This window comes from Bradyrhizobium sp. (assembly GCF_036735945.1).
In the GTDB taxonomy this organism is placed as follows: Bacteria; Pseudomonadota; Alphaproteobacteria; order Rhizobiales; family Xanthobacteraceae; genus Bradyrhizobium.
In genome coordinates this window covers 48,429-66,653 of record NZ_DAINNI010000013.1, presented here as the reverse complement: position 1 = coordinate 66,653, position 18,225 = coordinate 48,429, and the positions used below count along the sequence as shown (strand labels likewise).

Here is an 18,225-nt window from a genome sequence, read left to right as displayed (position 1 = left end):
GTTCGGTAGGTACCGAGCGAGAAATTTGGGGTCAACGCGATTGGGGCAACAACCCGGTTGAATCGATCCGGATAACAACGATTCTAAATTTACAGTTTGAAACGGTTCTAAACTTACTTTGTAAGCGTTCTAATAATCGTTCTAAAGAGACACAGGAAACGCTGTAGATTCAGGCGTCCGTCGCGTTTTTGTCGCCGCGCTACTCGTCGCTGCTCGGCGGCTTCATCAGCGAGAACAATTCATCGACTGTCGATTGCGCGACCTGGCGAACGCGATCGGTGTTGTCCATGCCCGATATGTTGATGCCCCTGACGACGGCTTTGATCTCGTCGCGAAAGTCGGTGAGGAATCGTAGCGGATCGGGCGAATCGTTCGCGACGCGCGCGATCAGTCCGGTGATCAGAATCTGACACGCCATCATGCGTCCGTTCAGTTCGTCCATCGTGCACTCCGATCTTCGCCCGCATTGCAGCGCGCGATATGGACGACAACGCCGCCGCGTTCAACCCGCTTGAATGACACGCGGGGATCGAAAGCCTTCCGCCGCTACCGCCAAGGTCGAGCACCACACCGTCAAACCTTTCCAATTGTTTAGGATTCTCAAGCCTTAGTGTTTGTACACCTGGCGCGCACGGACACTATATCGGCTGCATTGGGGAAACTCCGGAATCCATAGAGCTGCCATGTCGAGGTCGCGCACCGTCCGTTGGGTACTGCTGATCGCAGCGACCGCCGCGCTGGGTTATCTCGGCTGGCAGCGCTTCCAGGGCGAGAATCAGCCGGCGCAAACCGAAAGCCGGAAGTCCGTCCCCGCGCGCGCCGCCGTTCCGGTACGGACAGCGGCGGTGGAGAAGGCTGACTTCCCGGTCTATTTGACCGGCCTCGGCACCGTGCAGGGATTCAATACCGTCGTGGTCCGCAGCCGCGTCGACGGCCAGATCAACCGCATCGCCTTCAAGGAAGGCCAGGTCGTCAAGCAAGGCGACACGCTGGTCGAGATCGATCCGCGCCCGTTCCAGGCGGCCCTCGACCAGGCCAAGGCCAAGAAGGCGCAGGACGAGGCCAACCTCGCCAACGCCAACCTCGACCTGCAGCGCTATACCAAGCTCGGCGAATTCGCGACCCGGCAGCAGACCGACACGCAGCGCTCGACCGTGGCGCAGCTGACGGCGCAGATCCAGGCTGACACTGCGCTGATCGAGAACGCGCAGACCCAGCTCGATTACGCCACCGTCAAGGCGCCGATCTCCGGGGTCGTCGGGCTGCGCCAGGTCGATGTCGGCAATATCGTCAATGCCGCGACGCAGACCGGCATCGTGACCATCGCGCAGATCGAACCGATCACGGTGATCTTCACCGCGCCGGAAGACCAGTTGCCTGACATCAAGGCGGCGCTCGCGGCCGGCTCGCCCAGGACGATAGCGCTCTCCACCGACGGCAAGCGCGTGCTCTCCATCGGCACGCTTTCCCTGATCAACAACCAGGTCGACACGTCGAGCGGCACGGTCCGCCTCAAGGCCGTGTTCGACAACACGGATCACGCGCTGTGGCCGGGTCAGTCGGTCTCGACCCGGCTGCTGGTCGCGACGCTGAAGGATGCCGTCGTCGTTCCCGACGACGCCGTTCAGCATGGCCCGAACGGTCTGTATGCCTATCTCGTCAACAAGGACAACAAGGCCGAGCTCCGCAAGATCAAGGTGACGCGCTCGATCGACGGCCGTACCGTCATCGACGAGGGGCTGGCTCCCGGCGAGCAGGTGATCACGGCCGGCCAGTTCAAGGTTCAGCCCGGCTCGCTGGTGACCACGGCAGTCGCCAGCGCGGAGCAGGCGCAGGGCAAGGCGGCCAGCCAATGAGCGAGGGAATCTCCGCCCCCTTCATCCGCTATCCAATCGGCACCTCGCTGATGATGGCGGGGATCCTGTTTGTCGGCCTGGTCGCCTACCCCTTGCTGCCGGTCGCGCCGCTGCCGCAGGTCGATTTTCCGACCATTCAGGTCGCAGCGTCCCTGCCCGGCGGCAGCCCGGAGACCATGGCGTCCTCGGTGGCGCAGCCTCTGGAGCGCCAGCTCGCGCAGATTCCCGGCGTCGCGCAGATGACCTCGACGAGCTATCTCGGCACCGCGGCGATCACGATCCAGTTCGATCTCAACCGCCCGATCGATGCCGCGGCCAACGACGTGCAGGCCGCGATCAACGCCGCCAGCGGCCAGTTGCCGAAGAACCTGCCCTCGCCGCCGACCTATCGCAAGGTCAACCCGGCGGACTCGCCGATCCTGCTGCTGTCGGCAACGTCCGATACGCTGCCGCTGACCACGGTGAGCGATGCCGTCGACGCCCAGCTCGCGCAGCAGATCAGCCAGATTTCCGGTGTCGCCCAGGTCATCATCGGCGGGCAGCAGAAGCCGGCGATCCGCATCCAGATCGACCCGGCGAAGCTCGTAGCCAAGGGCCTGTCGCTGGAGGACGTCCGCAGCCAGATCGCGATCACGACCGTCGACAGCCCGAAGGGCAATATCGACGGTGAGCACCGCGCCTACACGATCTACGCCAACGACCAGTTACCCAACTCCAAGGACTGGAACGACGTCGTCATTGCCTACCGCAATGGCGGTCCGCTCCGTATCCGGGATATCGGCCAGGCCGTCACCGGGCCTGAGGACGCCAAGCAGGCGGCCTGGGCCAACGGCAAGCGCGGCGTGTTCCTGGTGATCTTCAAGCAGCCCGGCGCCAACGTCATCGATACCGTCGACAAGATCAAGGCGACGCTGCCGCGGCTGGTCGCGGCGATCCCGCCGGCGATCAAGATCGACGTGATCAGCGACCGCACCCAGACCATTCGCGCCGCGGTGGAGGACGTGCAGCTCACCCTGCTGCTGACCATCGCGCTGGTGGTCATGGTGATCTTCATCTTCCTGCGCAGCTTCTGGGCCACCGCAATCCCCACGATCACGGTGCCGCTGGCGCTGCTCGGCGCCTGCGCGCTGATGTGGGTGTTCGGCTACACGCTCGACAATCTCTCGCTGATGGCGCTCACCATCGCCGTCGGCTTCGTGGTCGACGACGCCATCGTGATGCTCGAAAACATCACCCGCTACATCGAGGAAGGCGAGAAGCCGATGGCCGCCGCCCTCAAGGGTGCCAGCGAAATCGGCTTCACCATCGTGTCGATCAGCATCTCGCTCGTCGCCGTGCTGATCCCGCTGCTGCTGATGGGCGGTATCATCGGACGGCTGTTCCGGGAATTCGCGGTGGTGCTGGCGATGACGATCTTCGTCTCGATGGTGGTGGCGCTGACGCTGACGCCGATGATGGCCTCGCGCTTCCTGCGTGCGCACCGCGAGGTCAATCATGGCCGCTTCTACCAATGGAGCGAGCGCGCCTTCGACGCGATGTTGCGCGCCTATGAGCGCGGCCTCGACCTCGCGCTGCGCTGGAAGTTCACCACCCTGATGGTGTTCTTCGCGACGCTTGGCCTGTCGGTCCACCTGTTCGTCATCATCCCGAAAGGCTTCTTTCCGCAGCAGGACAACGGCCTGATCACGGCGACCTCGGAAGCGAGCCAGGACATCTCGTTCGCCGACATGAAGCGGCACCAGGAGGAACTCGGCAAGATCGTGCAGGCCGATCCGGACGTCGCCACGGTGGCGATGGCGATCGGCGGCAGCGGGCGTGCCGGCAATAACGGCAACCTCTACATCACGCTGAAGCCGCGCGACCAGCGCAAGGCGACCGCGCAGCAGATCATCGCCCGGCTGCGTCCCCAACTGGACAAGGTCGAAGGTGCCCGTCTCTATATGCAGGCGGCGCAGGACGTCCGGCTTGGCGGCCGGCCGACGCGAACCCAGTTCGAGTTCACGCTGCAGGACGCCGATCTGGCCGAGCTCAACGAATGGGCGCCAAAAATCCTGACGAAGATGCAGACGCTGCCCGAGCTTCGCGACGTCGCCACCGACCAGCAGACCAACGGCACCACGGTGGAGCTGAAGATCAACCGCGATACCGCCGCGCGCTATGGCATCCAGCCGCAGGTGATCGACGACACGCTCTATGACGCGTTCGGCCAGCGCCAGGTGACGCAGTATTTCACCCAGCTCAACACCTACAAGGTGGTGCTCGAGGTGCTCCCCGAGTTGCAGGGCAGCATCGACACGCTGAACAAGATCTATGTGAAGTCGCCGACGACAGGCGACCAGGTGCCGTTGTCGACCTTCGCCACCTGGACCAGTGTGCCGGTGCGGCCACTGTCGATCAGCCACCAGGGCCAGTTTCCGGCGACCACCATCAGCTTCAACCTCGCCCAGGGCGTGGCGCTCGGACAGGCGACTGGCGCCGTGCAGAAGGCGATGGTCGAGCTTGGCGCGCCGGCGACGCTCAGTTCCAGTTTCCAGGGCACCGCGCAGGCATTCCAGCAATCACTCGGCACCGTGCCGCTATTGATCCTCGCGGCGCTGGTCGTGGTGTATCTGATCCTCGGTATTCTCTACGAAAGCTACATTCACCCGATCACGATCCTGTCGACGCTGCCGTCCGCCGGCGTCGGCGCGCTCGCGATATTGATGCTGTTCGGGTTCGACTTCAGCCTGATCGCCTTGATCGGCATCGTGCTGCTGATCGGCATCGTGAAGAAGAACGGCATCATGATGGTCGACTTCGCGATATCAGCCGAGCGCGACGAGAACCTCGAGCCGGAGGCCGCGATCCGCAAGGCAGCACTGCTCCGCTTCCGCCCCATCATGATGACGACGATGGCGGCGTTGCTCGGCGGCGTGCCGCTGATGCTGGGCACCGGCACCGGCTCGGAAATCCGCCAGCCGCTCGGCTATGCCATGGTCGGCGGCCTGCTCGTCAGCCAGGCGCTGACGCTGTTCACGACGCCGGTGGTCTATCTTTATCTCGACCGGCTTTCGAACGCGTTTGCCCGGTGGGGCCGCTCGTCCGGTCCCGACCACGACGTGCCGCTGGATACCCATGGCCCGGTCAAGCAGGCGGCCGAGTGACTTGACCGACATGTCGGTGCTCCCGCCGCGTCATTGCCGTGCCATCTCCGCCGCACCAACTCCATCGCCATCCAGCTTCTGGTCCTCATGCATGTCGACCGTCACCTTCAGCAGCTGCCCGGTGAACTCGAACGGCGCCTCGTAGTGCGAGACGGGACTCGAGCGGTCGCGGCCGATGTCGAGACCGGACCATGAGATGAAATTGTTGAAGGCAAGCTGGGTCTGGAATGTGCCCACCGGCTCACCATCGATCAGAAGCGTATAGGCGGTAAAGCCTGTGCGCGAACCCCTGGCCGGCTCTTCCTTGCGCACCAGGCGCTCGACATGGACGCCGAGCCGGTGCGCGCCTGCCGTCACCTTGCGATCGGAGGTCACGATCTGATGGCCGCCCCCGATATTGAGGTCGTGCACCAGCAGGTCATCCTTGACGTAGAGGCTGTAGCCTGAGGTCGCATCACCATGGGCGATCAGCACGCCCTCGGCGCCGTCATCACCGATCTCGACATGGGCCTCGATGGTGTAGCTGCGGCTGCGCACGTCGGGCGCCACGTCGGTCGGGACATGGCCCATGCCGGCGTGAAAGGTGAACTTGTTGCGCGCGCCGTGGAAGCGCGCCGCGTTCTCGGCAAAGCGCGGGCCGAAGCGGTCGTCGAGCGGCAGCACATTGTGCTTCTCGGCCTCGCTCCACCACATCTTTATCATGTCGGCCAGCCGCTCCGGATGCTCTTCGGCGAGATCATCCGTCTCGGAAAAATCCTCCGCCAGATGAAACAGCTCCCATTTGTCGTTCTCGAACGGCGTGCCCGACGGATGGAAGGAAACCGCCTTCCAGCCGTCCTGCCAGATCCCGCGATGCCCGAACATCTCGAAATATTGCGGCGACGATTTTGACGGCGCCGACGGATCGGCGATCGAGCGCGCAAAACTCTCACCCTCGAGCGGCATCTGGGCGACGCCGCCGATCTCGGCCGGCGGCGCGATCCCGATCAGGTCGAGCAGGGTCGGCGTCAGGTCGCAGGCGTGGACGAACTGATGGCGCAGTTCTCCCTTCGCCGTGATCTTCTTCGGCCAGCTCATGATGAAGGGATCGCGGATGCCGCCGCCATGGGTGTTCTGCTTGTAGCGGCGCAGCGGCGTGTTCGACGCCATCGCCCAGCCATGCGGAAAATTGCTGTGCGAGTCCGGGCCGCCGATGTCATCGATCCGGCGCAGCTTTTCCGCCATCGGCTCGGGGCGGAAATTATACGGGCCCATGGCGTTGACGAAGCCCCAGGGACCGCCCTCCTGGCTGGCGCCGTTGTCCGAGAGGACCAGGACCAGCGTGTTGTCGCGAATGCCGGCGGTTTCGAGGAAAGAAATCAGCCGCGCCAAATGTCGATCGGCGTGGTCGAGCATGCCGGCAAACGCCGCCTGCAGCCGCGTGAACACGCACCGCTCATCCGCGCTGTACTCGTCCCATGCCTTCACGCCGTCATTGCGTGGCGGCAACCGGGTTTCCCGCGGCACGATGCCCATCGCCTTCTGCCGCGCCATCCGCTGCTCACGCTCGACGTCCCAGCCATGGGCGAACTGTGAATCGTAGCTCTTGATGATATCGATCGGCGCCTGGTGCGGCGCGTGGCAGGCGCCGAGCGCCACCCAGGTCAGCCAGGGAATGTCGGGCCGGTCGGCGGTGTGATCGGCGATGAAACGGATCGACTGATCGACCAGGTCGGAGGTCAGGTGATAGCCATCTGCAAACGTGCCGGGCGCATCGATATGGGTGTTGTCGGAGACCAGTTCCGGGGCGAACTGATCGGTCTCGGCGTCGAGAAAGCCGTAGAAGCGATCGAAGCCGCGGCCGAGCGGCCAGCCGTCGAACGGGCCGGTGGCGCCGCTTTCGGTGAGCGGCGTGACGTGCCATTTGCCGACCATGTAGTTACGGTAGCCGTGCGGCCGCAGCATTTCCGCCAGCGTTCCCGCCTCGCGCGCGATCTTGCCGCGATAACCGGGATAGCCGCTGTCGAAATTGGCGAGGCAGCCGACGCCGACCGAATGATGATTGCGCCCGGTGAGCAGCGCCGCCCGCGTCGTCGAGCACATCGCGGTGGTGTGGAAGCCCGAATAGCGCAGGCCTTGGGCCGCGAGCCGGTCGATGGTCGGCGTCTTGATGGCGGAGCCGTAGCAGCCGAAATCGGAAAAGCCGACATCGTCGAACAGCACGACCAGGATATTCGGCGCGCCCTTTGGCGGCTGCGCGGCCTGCGGCCACCAGGGTTTTGAACCCGCCACCGTCTTGCCGATGGTGCCGCCGAACGGTGTTGCGCTGCCTGCCGCCATGGCTTCCTCCCGTTTCCCGTATGCGACCGCGGTTGATCCAACGGTTCTCCGGCTCCCGGCAACGCCAACAGCATTGTCAGAAACCATAATCCGAATTATCATTATGATTGTTTCGGATGGAGACGCAAGTTTCGCATGCTGCCATCGGCCGAACTCGATCTTCCCGGCGTTACCCCGTCGCGCCAGCAGCGCAGCCGCGAGACCACCGCCGCCCTGCTGCAGGCCGGCGCCGAGATGCTGCGCACGCACAGCCTTGCCGAATTGTCGATCGAGACGCTGTGCCGCAAGGTCGGCGCCACCGTCGGCGCCTTCTACAGCCGGTTCCAGAGCAAGGACGCCTACTTCAACGCGCTGATCGAACTGGCCGCGCGCGACGGCGCGGGCCGCCTGGCGCGGATGAAGGACGACAGCCGGTTGGCTGAGGCCGATCTCGCCGGGCGCAGCCGCCTCCTCGTCCGCGGCACGACCGGCTGGATCCGAAACCATGAGGGCGTGCTGCGCGCCGCCCTCCAGCACGACGACACCCGGCCGGACCGCTGGACCACCTTCAAGGCGCTGGCACGCGCCAATGTGGCTGATGCCACGCCGATCCTGCTCGGCGCGATGGGCCCCGGCAACAAGGCCGCCAAGACCCGCGTTATCGGCTTCGGCTTTCAGGTCGTGCTGGGCACGCTGGTCAACGCCATCCTCAACGACCCCGGCCCGCTCTCGATCCAGGATCGCGAGATGGAGGAGCGGCTCTCGAACTGCCTGTTGCTGCTGCTGCAGGCGGAGATGACGACGGGGCGGACCGCCGCGTCAGCGCGCAAGTCGCGCAAGCGCAGGAAGTGAATCAGACACCCAGATAGGCCTTCTGCACCTGCGGGTCCTGCGCCAGCGCCGCAGCCGCCCCCGACAATACGCTCTTGCCCACCTGCAGCACCGTGGCGAAATCGGAAACCTCCAGCGCCAGTTCGATCGATTGCTCGGCGAGCAGGATCGTCAGGCCCTCGCGGTGCAACAGGCCAAATGTCTCGTACATGGTCTCGACGACTGCCGGCGCCAGCCCCAGCGACGGCTCGTCCAGCATCAACAACTTCGGATCGCTCATCAGCGCACGGCCGACCGCCAGCATCTGCCGCTCGCCGCCGGACATGGTGCCGGCGCGCTGGTTGCGCCGCTCCTTCAATTTCGGAAACACGCTGTAGACGCGCTCCAGCAATGCCGCGGTGCGCGCCTTGTCGCGCAGCGGTGTCGCGCCGAGCAGCAAATTGTTCTCGACGCTCTGCTGCACGAACAGCCGCCAGCCTTCCGGCGAAAGCGCCAGTCCCTTGCGCACGATCGCAAACGCCGTCTGACCGCCGATTTCCTCGCCATTGAAGCGGATCGATCCGGCATGCACGGGGATGAGGCCTGCGATGGCATTGAGAACCGTGGTCTTGCCACCGCCATTGGAGCCGAGCAGCGCCACCACGCTGCCGCTGGGCACTTCGAGCGAGACATCGGAGACGCCGATCAGATCGCCGTAGCGCACTTCGAGATGCTCGATGCGGAGCAAGGGACCACTCATGTCGCCGGTCCGCCCATCAATTCGATCGGCGTGTGTCCGGCGGCCGCTTTCGCCGCGCGGGTGCCGAGATAGGCCGCGATCACCGCCGGGTTGGACGTGACCTCGCGCGGGCTGCCGCGCGCGATCTCCTTGCCCTGGTGGAACACCACCACGCGGCTCGCCAGCGACATGATGACTTCCATGATGTGCTCGACGATGACGAGCGTGATGCCGGAACGGTGGATGTCGCGCACCAGATCGATCGCGAGCTTCACCTCCTGCTGGGTGAGGCCGGCCATGGCTTCGTCCAGCAACAGCACCTTGGGTTCGGTGGCGAGCGCACGCGCAATCTCCAACCGCTTGCGGCCGGGCGTTCCGAGCGAGCGCGCCGGCGCGTCCGCCAGCCGGCTCATCCCGACCCGCTCCAGCACGGCGCGCGCCTTGATCTCCGCCTGTGCGCGATGCGGGGTGCGCAGGAACGCGCCGATCATCACGTTCTCCAGCACCGTCATGCCTTCGAACGTCTGCGGCACCTGGAAGGTGCGAGCCAGCCCGAGTTGCGCCCTCGCCTCAGGCGTCATATCGGTGATGTCGTGGCCTTCGAACAGCACCCGGCCTGACGTCGAGACGAGATCGCCGGTCAGGCAGTTGAAGAAGGTCGATTTGCCGGCGCCATTCGGCCCGATCAGGCCCAGGATGTCGCCCTGCTCCAGCGTTACGGTGGCGGAATCGACCGCCTTGAAGCTGCCGAAAGCCTTCGTCACGTCGCGGGCTTCAAGGAGCATGGGACGCTCCTGCCGCAGCCTGGGTCTCGGGAGTCTTGCGCTTCGCCCAGAGCCGGTTGATAAGCGCCAGAATGCCGCCCGGCTGGAAGCGAGCGATGATGACGATAATCGCGCCGTAGACCACGAAGGTGAGCCCCGCCCCCTTGCCGCCAAGCAGATTGTTGGAGATTTCCTCCAGCGGCACCAGGATCGCGGCGCCGACCAGCGGCCCGAACAACAGCCCGGCGCCACCGAGGGCCGCCATGATCAGCATCTTCACCGAGATCAGGATACCGAGCCCGGAGTCCGGGTCGACGAAACCGAACATCATCGCATAGAGCGCGCCGGCGACGCTGGTCAACCCGGCACTCAGCATGAATGCATAGAGTTTGGTACGGCTCGTGGGCGCGCCGAGCGAACGCGCCGCACGTTCGGAATCCTTGATCGCGCGCAGGTAAAATCCCATCCGGCTGTTGGTCATCCACCAGGTGATCCCGAGCGTGATCAGAAGCACGGACAGGAACAGATAGTAGTAAGGCAAGGCCGAGATGAATGAGAGATCGAATACGGTGCGCGGCACTGTCGGACCGCTGAGGCCGACGGCAGCGCCGAGAACTTCCACGTTGGTGACGATCAGGCGCGCGAGCTCGGCGACCGCGATCGTCGCCATGCTGAAATAATGCCCTGATAGCCGCAGCGTCGGCACGCCGATGACGGCGGCGATCAGGACCGCGGCGACAATGCCCACGGGAATCCCGACCAATGGCGGCAGGCCGAAATGCGAATAGGCCGCCATCGACGCATAGGCGCCGCAACCGAAGAACACGACATGTCCGACCGACACCTGCCCGGCGTAGCCGCCGACGATGTTCCAGGCGGAAGCGGCAATTGCATAGAGCAGGATCAGCGCGCCGAGCCGCTGCTGGAACGGCGTCGTGAACACCAGCGGATAGAGAATGATCAGCGCGAGCGCGACCGAAGGCCAGATGAAACGCCGCATTACATCTTGCCCATCAGGCCTTGCGGCCGGAACCAGAGAAAACACAGGAACAGCGAATACACCACGATGTCCTTGTAGACCGCGCCGATCCAGTAGGCCGACACCGACTCGATCACACCGATCAGAAGCCCTGCGACCAGCGCACCCGGCACACTGCCGAAACCGCCCAGCGACACCGTGACGAAAGCGACGATGCCGAGCGTCTCGCCGACCGTCGGCGCGATATAGAAGAACGTCGCGATCAGCGCACCGGCGAGCCCCGTCGCGCCCGCCGCGATCGCCCAGGCAATCGCCTGCATGCTGTCGGGGCGAATCCCCATCAACTGCGCGGCAGTCGCATCTTCCGACACCGCCAGCATCTTCGAGCCGAGCGAGGTGCGCGTCAGCAGCACGTGCAGCCCGAGCGTCACAAGCAGCGCGACAATTCCGGCCAGAAGCCTGGAGGCCTGCAACTTGATGCCGAACACATCATAAGTGCCGCCGACGAGATCGCCCGGCAGCGTCAGAAAATTGGCACCAAAACCCCAGAACACGGAGTAGCGCAGCAACAGCGCGAGCCCGAAGGTGCCGAGGATCTGTGCCAGCATCGGCCCCTTCATGACGCTGCGGATCAGCCCGAAATAGACGATGATGCCGACCGTCGCCAGCACCAGTGCCGCCACCGGCGCACCGACGAACGGGCCGACGCCGAGCACGGTCCAGACCACGAACGCGACATACATGCCGAGCATGACGAAATCGCCATGGGCGAAGTTGACGATGTTCATCATGCCCCAGATCAGCGTGAGGCCGGAGGAGAACAGTGCGTAGACCGCGCCGAGCAACAAGCCGCCGACGATCACCTGAACGAGGATGGAGGACATATGTCAGCGGCTTGCGGGTTGAACGTCAGCGATCACAAACAAAAAGGGCGGGACCGAAGCCCGCCCCCACGATTCCTACCAACCCTTGTAGGGCAATACAGGCGCGGTCTTGGCCAGCTGCTTGGGCCAGACCGGAACATAGTTCTCGCCGTCCTGCAGCTGGATCACGAGACCGGCGGCAAGGACGTTCTGGCCCTTGTCGTCGAACTTCACGCCCTTGTAGCCCATCATCAATTGTTCAGGCTTGAGATCGGTCGCCTTCAACGCGGCCTGAATCTTGGCGGGCTCGGTCGAACCGGCGCGATCGATCGCATCGACCAATACGAAGAAGCCCTGCATCTGGCGGGCCGCGGTATCGTCGAGATCGTCACCGCCGCTCTTCTTCTTGTATATCTCGTTGATCAGGAAAGTCGGCGTTCCCGACGCTCCGATCGCGAAGGACGAGCGATTGAACAGCCCCTGCGTGAGCTTGCCGGCGGTCTTGATGAACGACGGATCGGAGAAACCCGAATTGTCGGCGATGATCATCGGCGGCTTGTAGTCCAGCGCCTGCATGGTCTTGGAATACAGGATCGCGTCCGACGTATAGCTGACCATGATCACCACGTCCGGCTTCTTGTCCTTGAGCTGCAGCACCTGGCTTTGCACGTCAGTGGTGTTTGCGGCGTAGGGAATGTCGAGCGCGATGCCGAGGCCGTTTTCCTTGAAGACCGACGTGATGACGCTCGCGACCGAGGTGCCATATTCGGTATTCTCATGAACGATCGCGACGTTGTCGGTCTTGACCCCGTTCGCCTTCATGTCCTTGAGGAACTCGAGATAGATCTTGGCGAAATCCGATGCCACCGGGGTGACGCGGAAGAACCATTTGAAACCGCGTTCGGTGAGATTGGCCGCCACCGACTCGCCGTTGACGAAGGGAATGCCGTATTTTTCGGCGATCGCACTTGCGGTCAGCGTGATACCGGACTGATAGGCGCCGGTCAGCGCCACCACCTTCTCTTCGGTGATCAGGCGAAGCGCCTGGTTCTGCCCGACCGCGGGGCTGCCTTGATTGTCGGCGAACACCACTTCGACCTTGGCGCCGCCGAAGCCCTTGAGGCCGGCGTTCTTCGTCACGGGCAGATTGCCGAGCGCAGGATTGCCGCTGTTGATGATCTCGACCGCGGTTTCGATGGCGGCCTTGGCGTGCACGCCGGCCGAAGCCGCATTGCCGCTCAAGGGAAAGATCGCGCCGATCTTGACCGTCTTGTCCTGCGCCGATGCCGCGCTCGCGAGCGCCACCGAAATCGCGGCAGCAGAAAGCAGCCCTGCAATATGATGCAATCTCATCTTGAAAATCTCCCACCCCTGCCGGGCTTCTTCAGGAGCCCGGGATATGCGACCGCCGCCTGGCCGCCGCTTCGTTATTTGTTGTTGCGATCGTAAACATTGCATGGCCGATTGGCATCGGCAAGTTGGCGCCCGTGGCCCGCGGAGATTCAAGTCCGTACCCGCAAGGCGGCCGGAATTCCCGCTCCATCGGATGTCCCGGACATTCGCCCAACCTGTTGATATAGCTCTCAGTAATTATCAACGACGGTGTAACGATAGCCTTGGTACCTGGGCTAACCAACCGAAAATCCCCTCTGCGTGACAAGGCAAGGCGCGATCCTTGGCAACCAAAGCTACATCGCTCGCGGTGACACCCGTAGAGTGTGTGAACGTCTCTTCCCGGGAAGTGCGCCTGTTCTGACATCAGTCATTTGAACCGTCCTTGGGATGCCCGATCATCCCCATCAAGACGACTGTTATTCGAACCCCCTCGGCAGGCGTGACGGTAGGGTCGCCCCCCTGCGCGAAGTTGGTAATTTCATCAATTACCGAACTTGCCTGCGCCTGATCTTCCGAACCGATCACCGTTCGAAACTTCCGCATGAGACCGGGATTCGCAGCAACGCGCTGAGCGATCGGCGCGAGCTCCGCTTGCGTGCGCATTGGCGCAGGAGGAAGATCAGTGCGACGGATGGTTTCCATTCGACCAGATTCCCTCATCGATCCTTAACCCTGCCGCGCGCCGAGCCCCGTCGGCCCGCTGCCATTAACATTGCGCTGGGAATCTTCATGCAACCTCCCCGGGCGTTTGCCGGGGAATCTCATGTCATCCACCAACGACGAGCCGCAGCTCGAACTTCCGCTGCCGTTCCCGGCCCGGCAGTCGACTTGGCTTGCGCCCGTCCTGCTGTTGCTCGCGGCCCTGGTCGGCGGCGGCGTTTATGCTGCTGCTGACACCGACACGCAGGCCACCGCAAAGGTTCCCTCCCGGCCCGAGGATCTCTCGGCCAATGTCGTCACCCTTGTATCGCCCGACGACCGCGCGGCCGTTGCGTCGGCGGTCGCCGCGCTGAAGGTTGCGCCGGCGCAGCGTGCCGAGATCGCGCAGGCCGTGACCGAACGGCGGCAGCGGCTCGGCTGGATCGTGTTCACCGACAGCATGGATCCGGACGGCGACACCGTCGCGGTCGAGGCCTCCGGGCTGACGCAACAGATCGTGCTGACCAGGAGTTGGACGCCGGTCGCGGTGGCGTTCGCCGATAGTGCTCCGATCGGCGTCACCGCGCTTCGCGACGGACAGGGCGGCGGCATCACCGTGGCGTTTGCGACCAGCAGCGGCACGGTGCCGATGCGCATCATGCGGCCCGGCGAACGGATCGAGGTGGTGCCATGATGGGAATGTCGCCCTGGCTCGGCCGGCTGCTCATGCTGCTTGCCTTCATCACGATCGACCACGCCTCGCCCGCCCTCGCCGTCACCCTGGCGGTCGGCGCGGGCAGCGCGGCCATCGCCATCTTTCTTTATCGCGGTTCCTATCTGCCGAGGTTCGTCATGGATATTCTGGATCGGCTTTCCAACAAGACCAGTCTGCAGGAAGCTTACGAAAAGCGAAGCCAGAGCCTGGTCACGATCGACGCCGCGGATCTCGCTGATCGCATCAGCGCCCGCGTGGTCGGTCAGAACGAAGCTGTCAAGGCAATCGCGCAGCAATTGCGGCGGCGCATCGCCGCAAGACGGCTCGACAAGCCGGTCGCCGTGTTCTGCCTCGCTGGCGCGCCCGGCGTCGGCAAGACGCATTTCGCAAAGATCCTGGCCGAAGAGCTCTATGGCGGGCGCGGCCATCTGCACTTTTTCGACATGAGCCAGTTCGGCCAGCCGCACGCGGCCGCCAGCCTGTTCGGCCAGGCCCGCGGCTATGTCGGCTCCAACAGCTACGGCACGATGACGGCGGCGCTGCGCGACGTGCCCAACGCCATCGTGCTGCTGGATGAATTCGAGAAGGCGCATTCGGAAGTGCACAAGCGCTTCCTGACGGCGTGGAACGACGGCTTCATCACCGAGGTCAGCGACGGCGCCCGCGTCCCCACCAATGAAGCGATCTTCATTCTCACCACCAACGCCGCCTCGCGCCGCATCGGCGAGATCGCCGAGCAGGCGGGCGAGAGTGCGGAAGAACTGGGGCGGCTGGCGAAGGCCGCGCTGGCGGATGCCCAGTTCGCGCCCGAAGTGCTGTCGCGGATCGACGACGTCTTCGCGTTCCGTCCGCTGAAGGGATTGGACATCGCGCGGGTGGTCGCGCTGGAGATCGAGGCCGTTGCCCTGCAGTTCAACCTCAAAATCGCCGGCGGCGGCATCGATCCGCAGATCCTGATGCGGGCCATCGACGCCCTCTCCGGCCGCATGCAGGGCGGCGTCCGCGACATGACGCGCGCCATCGAACGTCAGATCACCGACGGCCTGATCGACGCGCGCGCCGCAGGCGCCGCCGAAATCCGCCTGGTGCAGGACGGCGAGCGCGTCCGCGTCGAGCCAGCGGGCGACCATCGCGACCAGTTCGCAGCGCGCCTGCAACGCGCGACCACCGGCTGATCATGGCAGGTCAATCGCACATCCTGCAGGGTGAAGGGAAGAGCGCCTTCCGCCTCTTCCTCGAGCTCTATGCGGCCAACGCCACGTTTCGCGGCTTCAGCGAATTCGCCGTGATCGGTGCCGTCGTACTGCTGTTCATCCACGGCCTGCAGTCGTTCTCGGTCGTCGGCAATGCCGCGCGCAGCGCCGTCACGCCGCCGAAGCTGACCGAGCAGGACATCAAGACACCGGCTGACATTGCCAGGCTCGCCCGCCGCGACAGCAGCATGATGCCGCAACTTGGCGACCTCGGACTCGACGAGCGCTATTTTGCCGGCGATCCAGAGCCGCAGAAATCGATTCTGACGGAGGCCTGGCGCGCCTACCGCAGCAAGAACTCGTCAAAGGCGCTGGAATTGCTGGGGGCCGCCGGATCGAACGATCCGCACGTGCTGCTGGTCCGCGGGCTGGCATTGATGGCGCAGAAGGATGGCGCGTCGCTTCGCAGCGGCGTTCTCAGTGTCGAGCAGGCCGCGGGCAAGGGCGATGTCAAGTCGATGGCGGTGCTCGCCGTGCTGCACATCATCGGAGTGCCCGGTATCCAGCACGATATCGAGAAGGGCCAGAAGCTGATCCTGAATGCTGCCGCCAAGGGCGACGTCGACGCCGCCCGCGTCGTCGGCCAGGGATATCTTTCGGGCTGGATGGGCAGCATCGATTCCGCGCGTGCGACAAAGTATCTGAAGGTTGCGGTCGATCGGGACGATGCGAAGGCCACGTTCTATCTGGCCGTACTCTATTCCACGGGCCGCGGCGTGGCGAAGGATGACCTCGAGTCCGACCGGCTGATGGAAAAGGCTGCCGCGCTCGGCCATCGCGAGGCGCTGACCCACCTTGGTGTGCGCCGAATGCAGGCCTATGCGCAGGGAATTTCGGATGATCCGTCCGATGCCCTCAAATGGCTCGAGCGCGCCGCCGAGCTGAACGAACCAACGGCGATGCTGACGCTCTCGATGTACTACACCGAGTTCGCCGCCCGCTTCGGCCAGGGCGATCTCGCGAAGGGCGTCGGACTTTTGAAACAGTGCGTCGATCGTACCGCACACCCCGCCTGCGCGATGTCCTACGCTACTTTCCTGGACAACGGATTCGGAAAACGCGACGTCAAGCAGATCTACGCTCTCTATCGGATCGCCAATCGGGGCGCCGGCAACGAGAAGGCTCGAAAGCGAATGGACGAGCTCTCCAAGGAGCTGTCGAGCGAGGATCTGATCCAAATCCTGGTCGAAGCAAATACCAGTCCGATGCAGCCCAGTTCCGACATGCCGCGGTTCAGGGACATAAGACCATGACGGCCACCAGGACCGGAAAAATCGCCGCGGCGCTGGCCGCGCTGCTCTTTGCCTATATTCTCAAGAGCACGATCCTGGATTACGCGACCGAGCCAAAAGTGATCGGCGGCATCGATTTCGACAAGCCGATCCCGCAAGCCATGCCCTGGACACCCGTCTATTACCCGATGCTGCTGTCGATGGCCTTCGCCTACTGGATCTGGCCGACGAAGGCCTATGCCAGGCTCGGAGGAAGAATGGCCGCCGGATGCTTTGCGATCCTCCGGGCCAGCTGTTTCGCGATGTACATTTCATTCTTCTGCGCGGGCTTTGGCGAGTTCTATTTGACCTTTCCGCTTCTGATGAAGGTGGAGATCCTGCCGGCGCTGGCCGGTGTGTTCGTGGGAGCGCTGGGGGCAACAGCGATGTTTGGGCTGTTCTTCGTGCAGTGGTTTATTGTGTTCAGTATCTTCTTCGGCTGCCTGATCGCGCTCGTCGTCCACGCCGTGTCGAGAGGCTCGCCGCCGCCGCTGCCTGATGCCGCCTAGCGCTGGCGTTATGAGGCTGGTCGGTGGATTGCGCCCCCTGTGGTCCAGGATGGGCCCATATGTTCATCGTCTGCGGGGAAAAATCCGTTCGGATCAATCCGTTGACCGGAAAGCCTGATCTGGCTGGGGAACCTGGATTCGAACCAAGACAAACAGAGTCAGAGTCTGTTGTGCTACCGTTACACCATTCCCCATCTAAGTGTCTGATTTATAGACACTTTTGTCAGGCGTTTTGCAATCTTGTTGTAGGAAGTTTTGCAAATCAGCTGCGGTGTGCGGCTGATATAGCGACGTAGGCGTTCGTGGTCCAGTCCTGTTTACCGACTACTTGGACAGGTCCCTCTTCACTGGCTGACATGGCCCCGGCCATCGCCAGCAGGTGGGCCCTTCCTCAGCCGACCGGTCCGGGAATCCAGTAGTCTCCCGCAAGCGGCCTGACGCTTACACCAGCAATTACTCCGAGCTGCAGGCTCGGATCGAAATAGCGCATCGTCCGCTCATTGAGATCAATGATGCGGCCAGGCGTCAGCGGCCCCACGTCATTGATCTTGACGATGACCTTCTTGCCTGCAGCCTCGACGAGGGCATATTTCGGCCTCGCGCCAAATTGGACCCCACCGAATTTATCGCGCAGACTCGTCTTGATGGCAGCCGCCCAGACAGAGGGATCGTAGCGTTCGCCGGAGGCGGTATTCGGGCCGCCCTCCCGCCATCCGGGCCGGAACGGATTGTACATCGATGCAGCGCCAATGATCGCATCCCCGGAAGCGGCATAGACGACGGCGCTGGAATGAACCACAACGACTTCACTTCTAACAACGGTAACAGAAACGGCAATCGCAACCAGGGCGCCGCAAACTGCGGCGCTCGAGCGGAACAGCATCATAACACCTCGATGGATTTTCTTATGTCGATCGGTTCCCGATGCAAAAATGGCAGAGCGAACGCGAAAGCGTTTTGCGAACTCGTGCCAGTGTTTTGCTAATTCCTG

16 protein-coding genes and 1 tRNA gene are annotated in these 18,225 nt (G+C 63.6%); 7 read left to right on the top strand and 10 right to left on the bottom strand.

Going from position 1 to position 18,225, the window contains the following annotated elements:
• Positions 1–199 precede the first annotated feature (199 nt).
• Entirely contained in the window at positions 200–442 is a 243-nt protein-coding gene (locus tag V7E26_RS07255; RefSeq protein WP_324414757.1) for a hypothetical protein, read from the bottom strand.
• A 241-nt stretch (positions 443–683) separates the two neighbouring features.
• On the opposite strand from V7E26_RS07255, the gene V7E26_RS07250 reads away from it, so the two are divergent.
• Together V7E26_RS07250 and V7E26_RS07245 are read left to right on the top strand one after the other, a co-directional pair.
• A complete protein-coding gene (locus tag V7E26_RS07250) occupies positions 684–1,856 on the top strand; it encodes an efflux RND transporter periplasmic adaptor subunit (protein ID WP_324414756.1) in 1,173 nt (390 codons plus the stop codon).
• Positions 1,853–4,999 (top strand): multidrug efflux RND transporter permease subunit, encoded by a 3,147-nt coding sequence (locus V7E26_RS07245; protein ID WP_324414755.1) that lies wholly within the window; start codon positions 1,853–1,855, stop codon positions 4,997–4,999. Before V7E26_RS07250 ends, V7E26_RS07245 begins: the two co-directional genes overlap by 4 nt.
• 30 nt (positions 5,000–5,029) lie before the next feature.
• Here V7E26_RS07245 and V7E26_RS07240 read toward each other — a convergent pair whose 3' ends face one another.
• Entirely contained in the window at positions 5,030–7,318 is a 2,289-nt protein-coding gene (locus tag V7E26_RS07240) for an arylsulfatase (RefSeq protein ID WP_324414754.1), read from the bottom strand.
• A gap of 135 nt (positions 7,319–7,453) precedes the next feature.
• On the opposite strand from V7E26_RS07240, the gene V7E26_RS07235 reads away from it, so the two are divergent.
• Positions 7,454–8,149 carry a TetR/AcrR family transcriptional regulator gene (locus tag V7E26_RS07235; protein WP_324414753.1) on the top strand — a complete coding sequence of 232 codons (696 nt, stop codon included), beginning with the start codon at positions 7,454–7,456 and terminating at the stop codon, positions 8,147–8,149.
• Position 8,150: 1 nt separating this feature from the next.
• On the opposite strand, the gene V7E26_RS07230 is transcribed toward V7E26_RS07235, so the two are convergent.
• The 6 genes from V7E26_RS07230 to V7E26_RS07205 all read right to left on the bottom strand — a co-directional run bounded on the left by V7E26_RS07230 (position 8,151) and on the right by V7E26_RS07205 (position 13,489).
• Positions 8,151–8,867 (bottom strand): ABC transporter ATP-binding protein, encoded by a 717-nt coding sequence (locus V7E26_RS07230; protein ID WP_324414752.1) that lies wholly within the window; start codon positions 8,865–8,867, stop codon positions 8,151–8,153.
• A complete protein-coding gene (locus V7E26_RS07225) occupies positions 8,864–9,631 on the bottom strand; it encodes an ABC transporter ATP-binding protein (RefSeq protein WP_324414751.1) in 768 nt (255 codons plus the stop codon). The genes V7E26_RS07230 and V7E26_RS07225 overlap by 4 nt, the downstream gene beginning before the upstream one ends.
• Positions 9,621–10,610, bottom strand: a complete 990-nt coding sequence (locus V7E26_RS07220) for a branched-chain amino acid ABC transporter permease (RefSeq protein ID WP_324414750.1) — start codon at positions 10,608–10,610, stop codon at positions 9,621–9,623. The genes V7E26_RS07225 and V7E26_RS07220 overlap by 11 nt, the downstream gene beginning before the upstream one ends.
• Complete coding sequence (locus tag V7E26_RS07215; protein ID WP_324414749.1) at positions 10,610–11,473, bottom strand: branched-chain amino acid ABC transporter permease; 864 nt, start codon at positions 11,471–11,473, stop codon at positions 10,610–10,612. The genes V7E26_RS07220 and V7E26_RS07215 overlap by 1 nt, the downstream gene beginning before the upstream one ends.
• Positions 11,474–11,548: 75 nt before the next feature.
• Positions 11,549–12,805 carry an ABC transporter substrate-binding protein gene (locus V7E26_RS07210; RefSeq protein ID WP_324414748.1) on the bottom strand — a complete coding sequence of 419 codons (1,257 nt, stop codon included), beginning with the start codon at positions 12,803–12,805 and terminating at the stop codon, positions 11,549–11,551.
• A gap of 405 nt (positions 12,806–13,210) precedes the next feature.
• The gene (locus tag V7E26_RS07205) at positions 13,211–13,489 is read right to left on the bottom strand and encodes a hypothetical protein (RefSeq protein ID WP_324414747.1); all 279 of its coding nucleotides are present in this window, start codon (positions 13,487–13,489) and stop codon (positions 13,211–13,213) included.
• Positions 13,490–13,610: 121 nt separating this feature from the next.
• On the opposite strand from V7E26_RS07205, the gene V7E26_RS07200 reads away from it, so the two are divergent.
• From V7E26_RS07200 to V7E26_RS07185, 4 genes are read left to right on the top strand one after another with little or no spacing between them, the layout of a single operon-like run.
• Complete coding sequence (locus tag V7E26_RS07200; RefSeq protein ID WP_324414746.1) at positions 13,611–14,180, top strand: hypothetical protein; 570 nt, start codon at positions 13,611–13,613, stop codon at positions 14,178–14,180.
• Entirely contained in the window at positions 14,177–15,376 is a 1,200-nt protein-coding gene (locus V7E26_RS07195) for an AAA family ATPase (protein WP_324414745.1), read from the top strand. The genes V7E26_RS07200 and V7E26_RS07195 overlap by 4 nt, the downstream gene beginning before the upstream one ends.
• Before the next feature lie 2 nt (positions 15,377–15,378).
• Positions 15,379–16,707, top strand: a complete 1,329-nt coding sequence (locus tag V7E26_RS07190; RefSeq protein WP_324414744.1) for a tetratricopeptide repeat protein — start codon at positions 15,379–15,381, stop codon at positions 16,705–16,707.
• Complete coding sequence (locus V7E26_RS07185) at positions 16,704–17,234, top strand: hypothetical protein (RefSeq protein ID WP_324414743.1); 531 nt, start codon at positions 16,704–16,706, stop codon at positions 17,232–17,234. Before V7E26_RS07190 ends, V7E26_RS07185 begins: the two co-directional genes overlap by 4 nt.
• 120 nt (positions 17,235–17,354) lie before the next feature.
• Here V7E26_RS07185 and V7E26_RS07180 read toward each other — a convergent pair.
• Both V7E26_RS07180 and V7E26_RS07175 read right to left on the bottom strand, forming a co-directional pair.
• Positions 17,355–17,428: transfer RNA gene (locus V7E26_RS07180), tRNA-Gln, on the bottom strand.
• Between the two features lie 197 nt (positions 17,429–17,625).
• Positions 17,626–18,120, bottom strand: a complete 495-nt coding sequence (locus V7E26_RS07175; RefSeq protein ID WP_324414742.1) for a septal ring lytic transglycosylase RlpA family protein — start codon at positions 18,118–18,120, stop codon at positions 17,626–17,628.
• Positions 18,121–18,225: the final 105 nt, after the last annotated feature.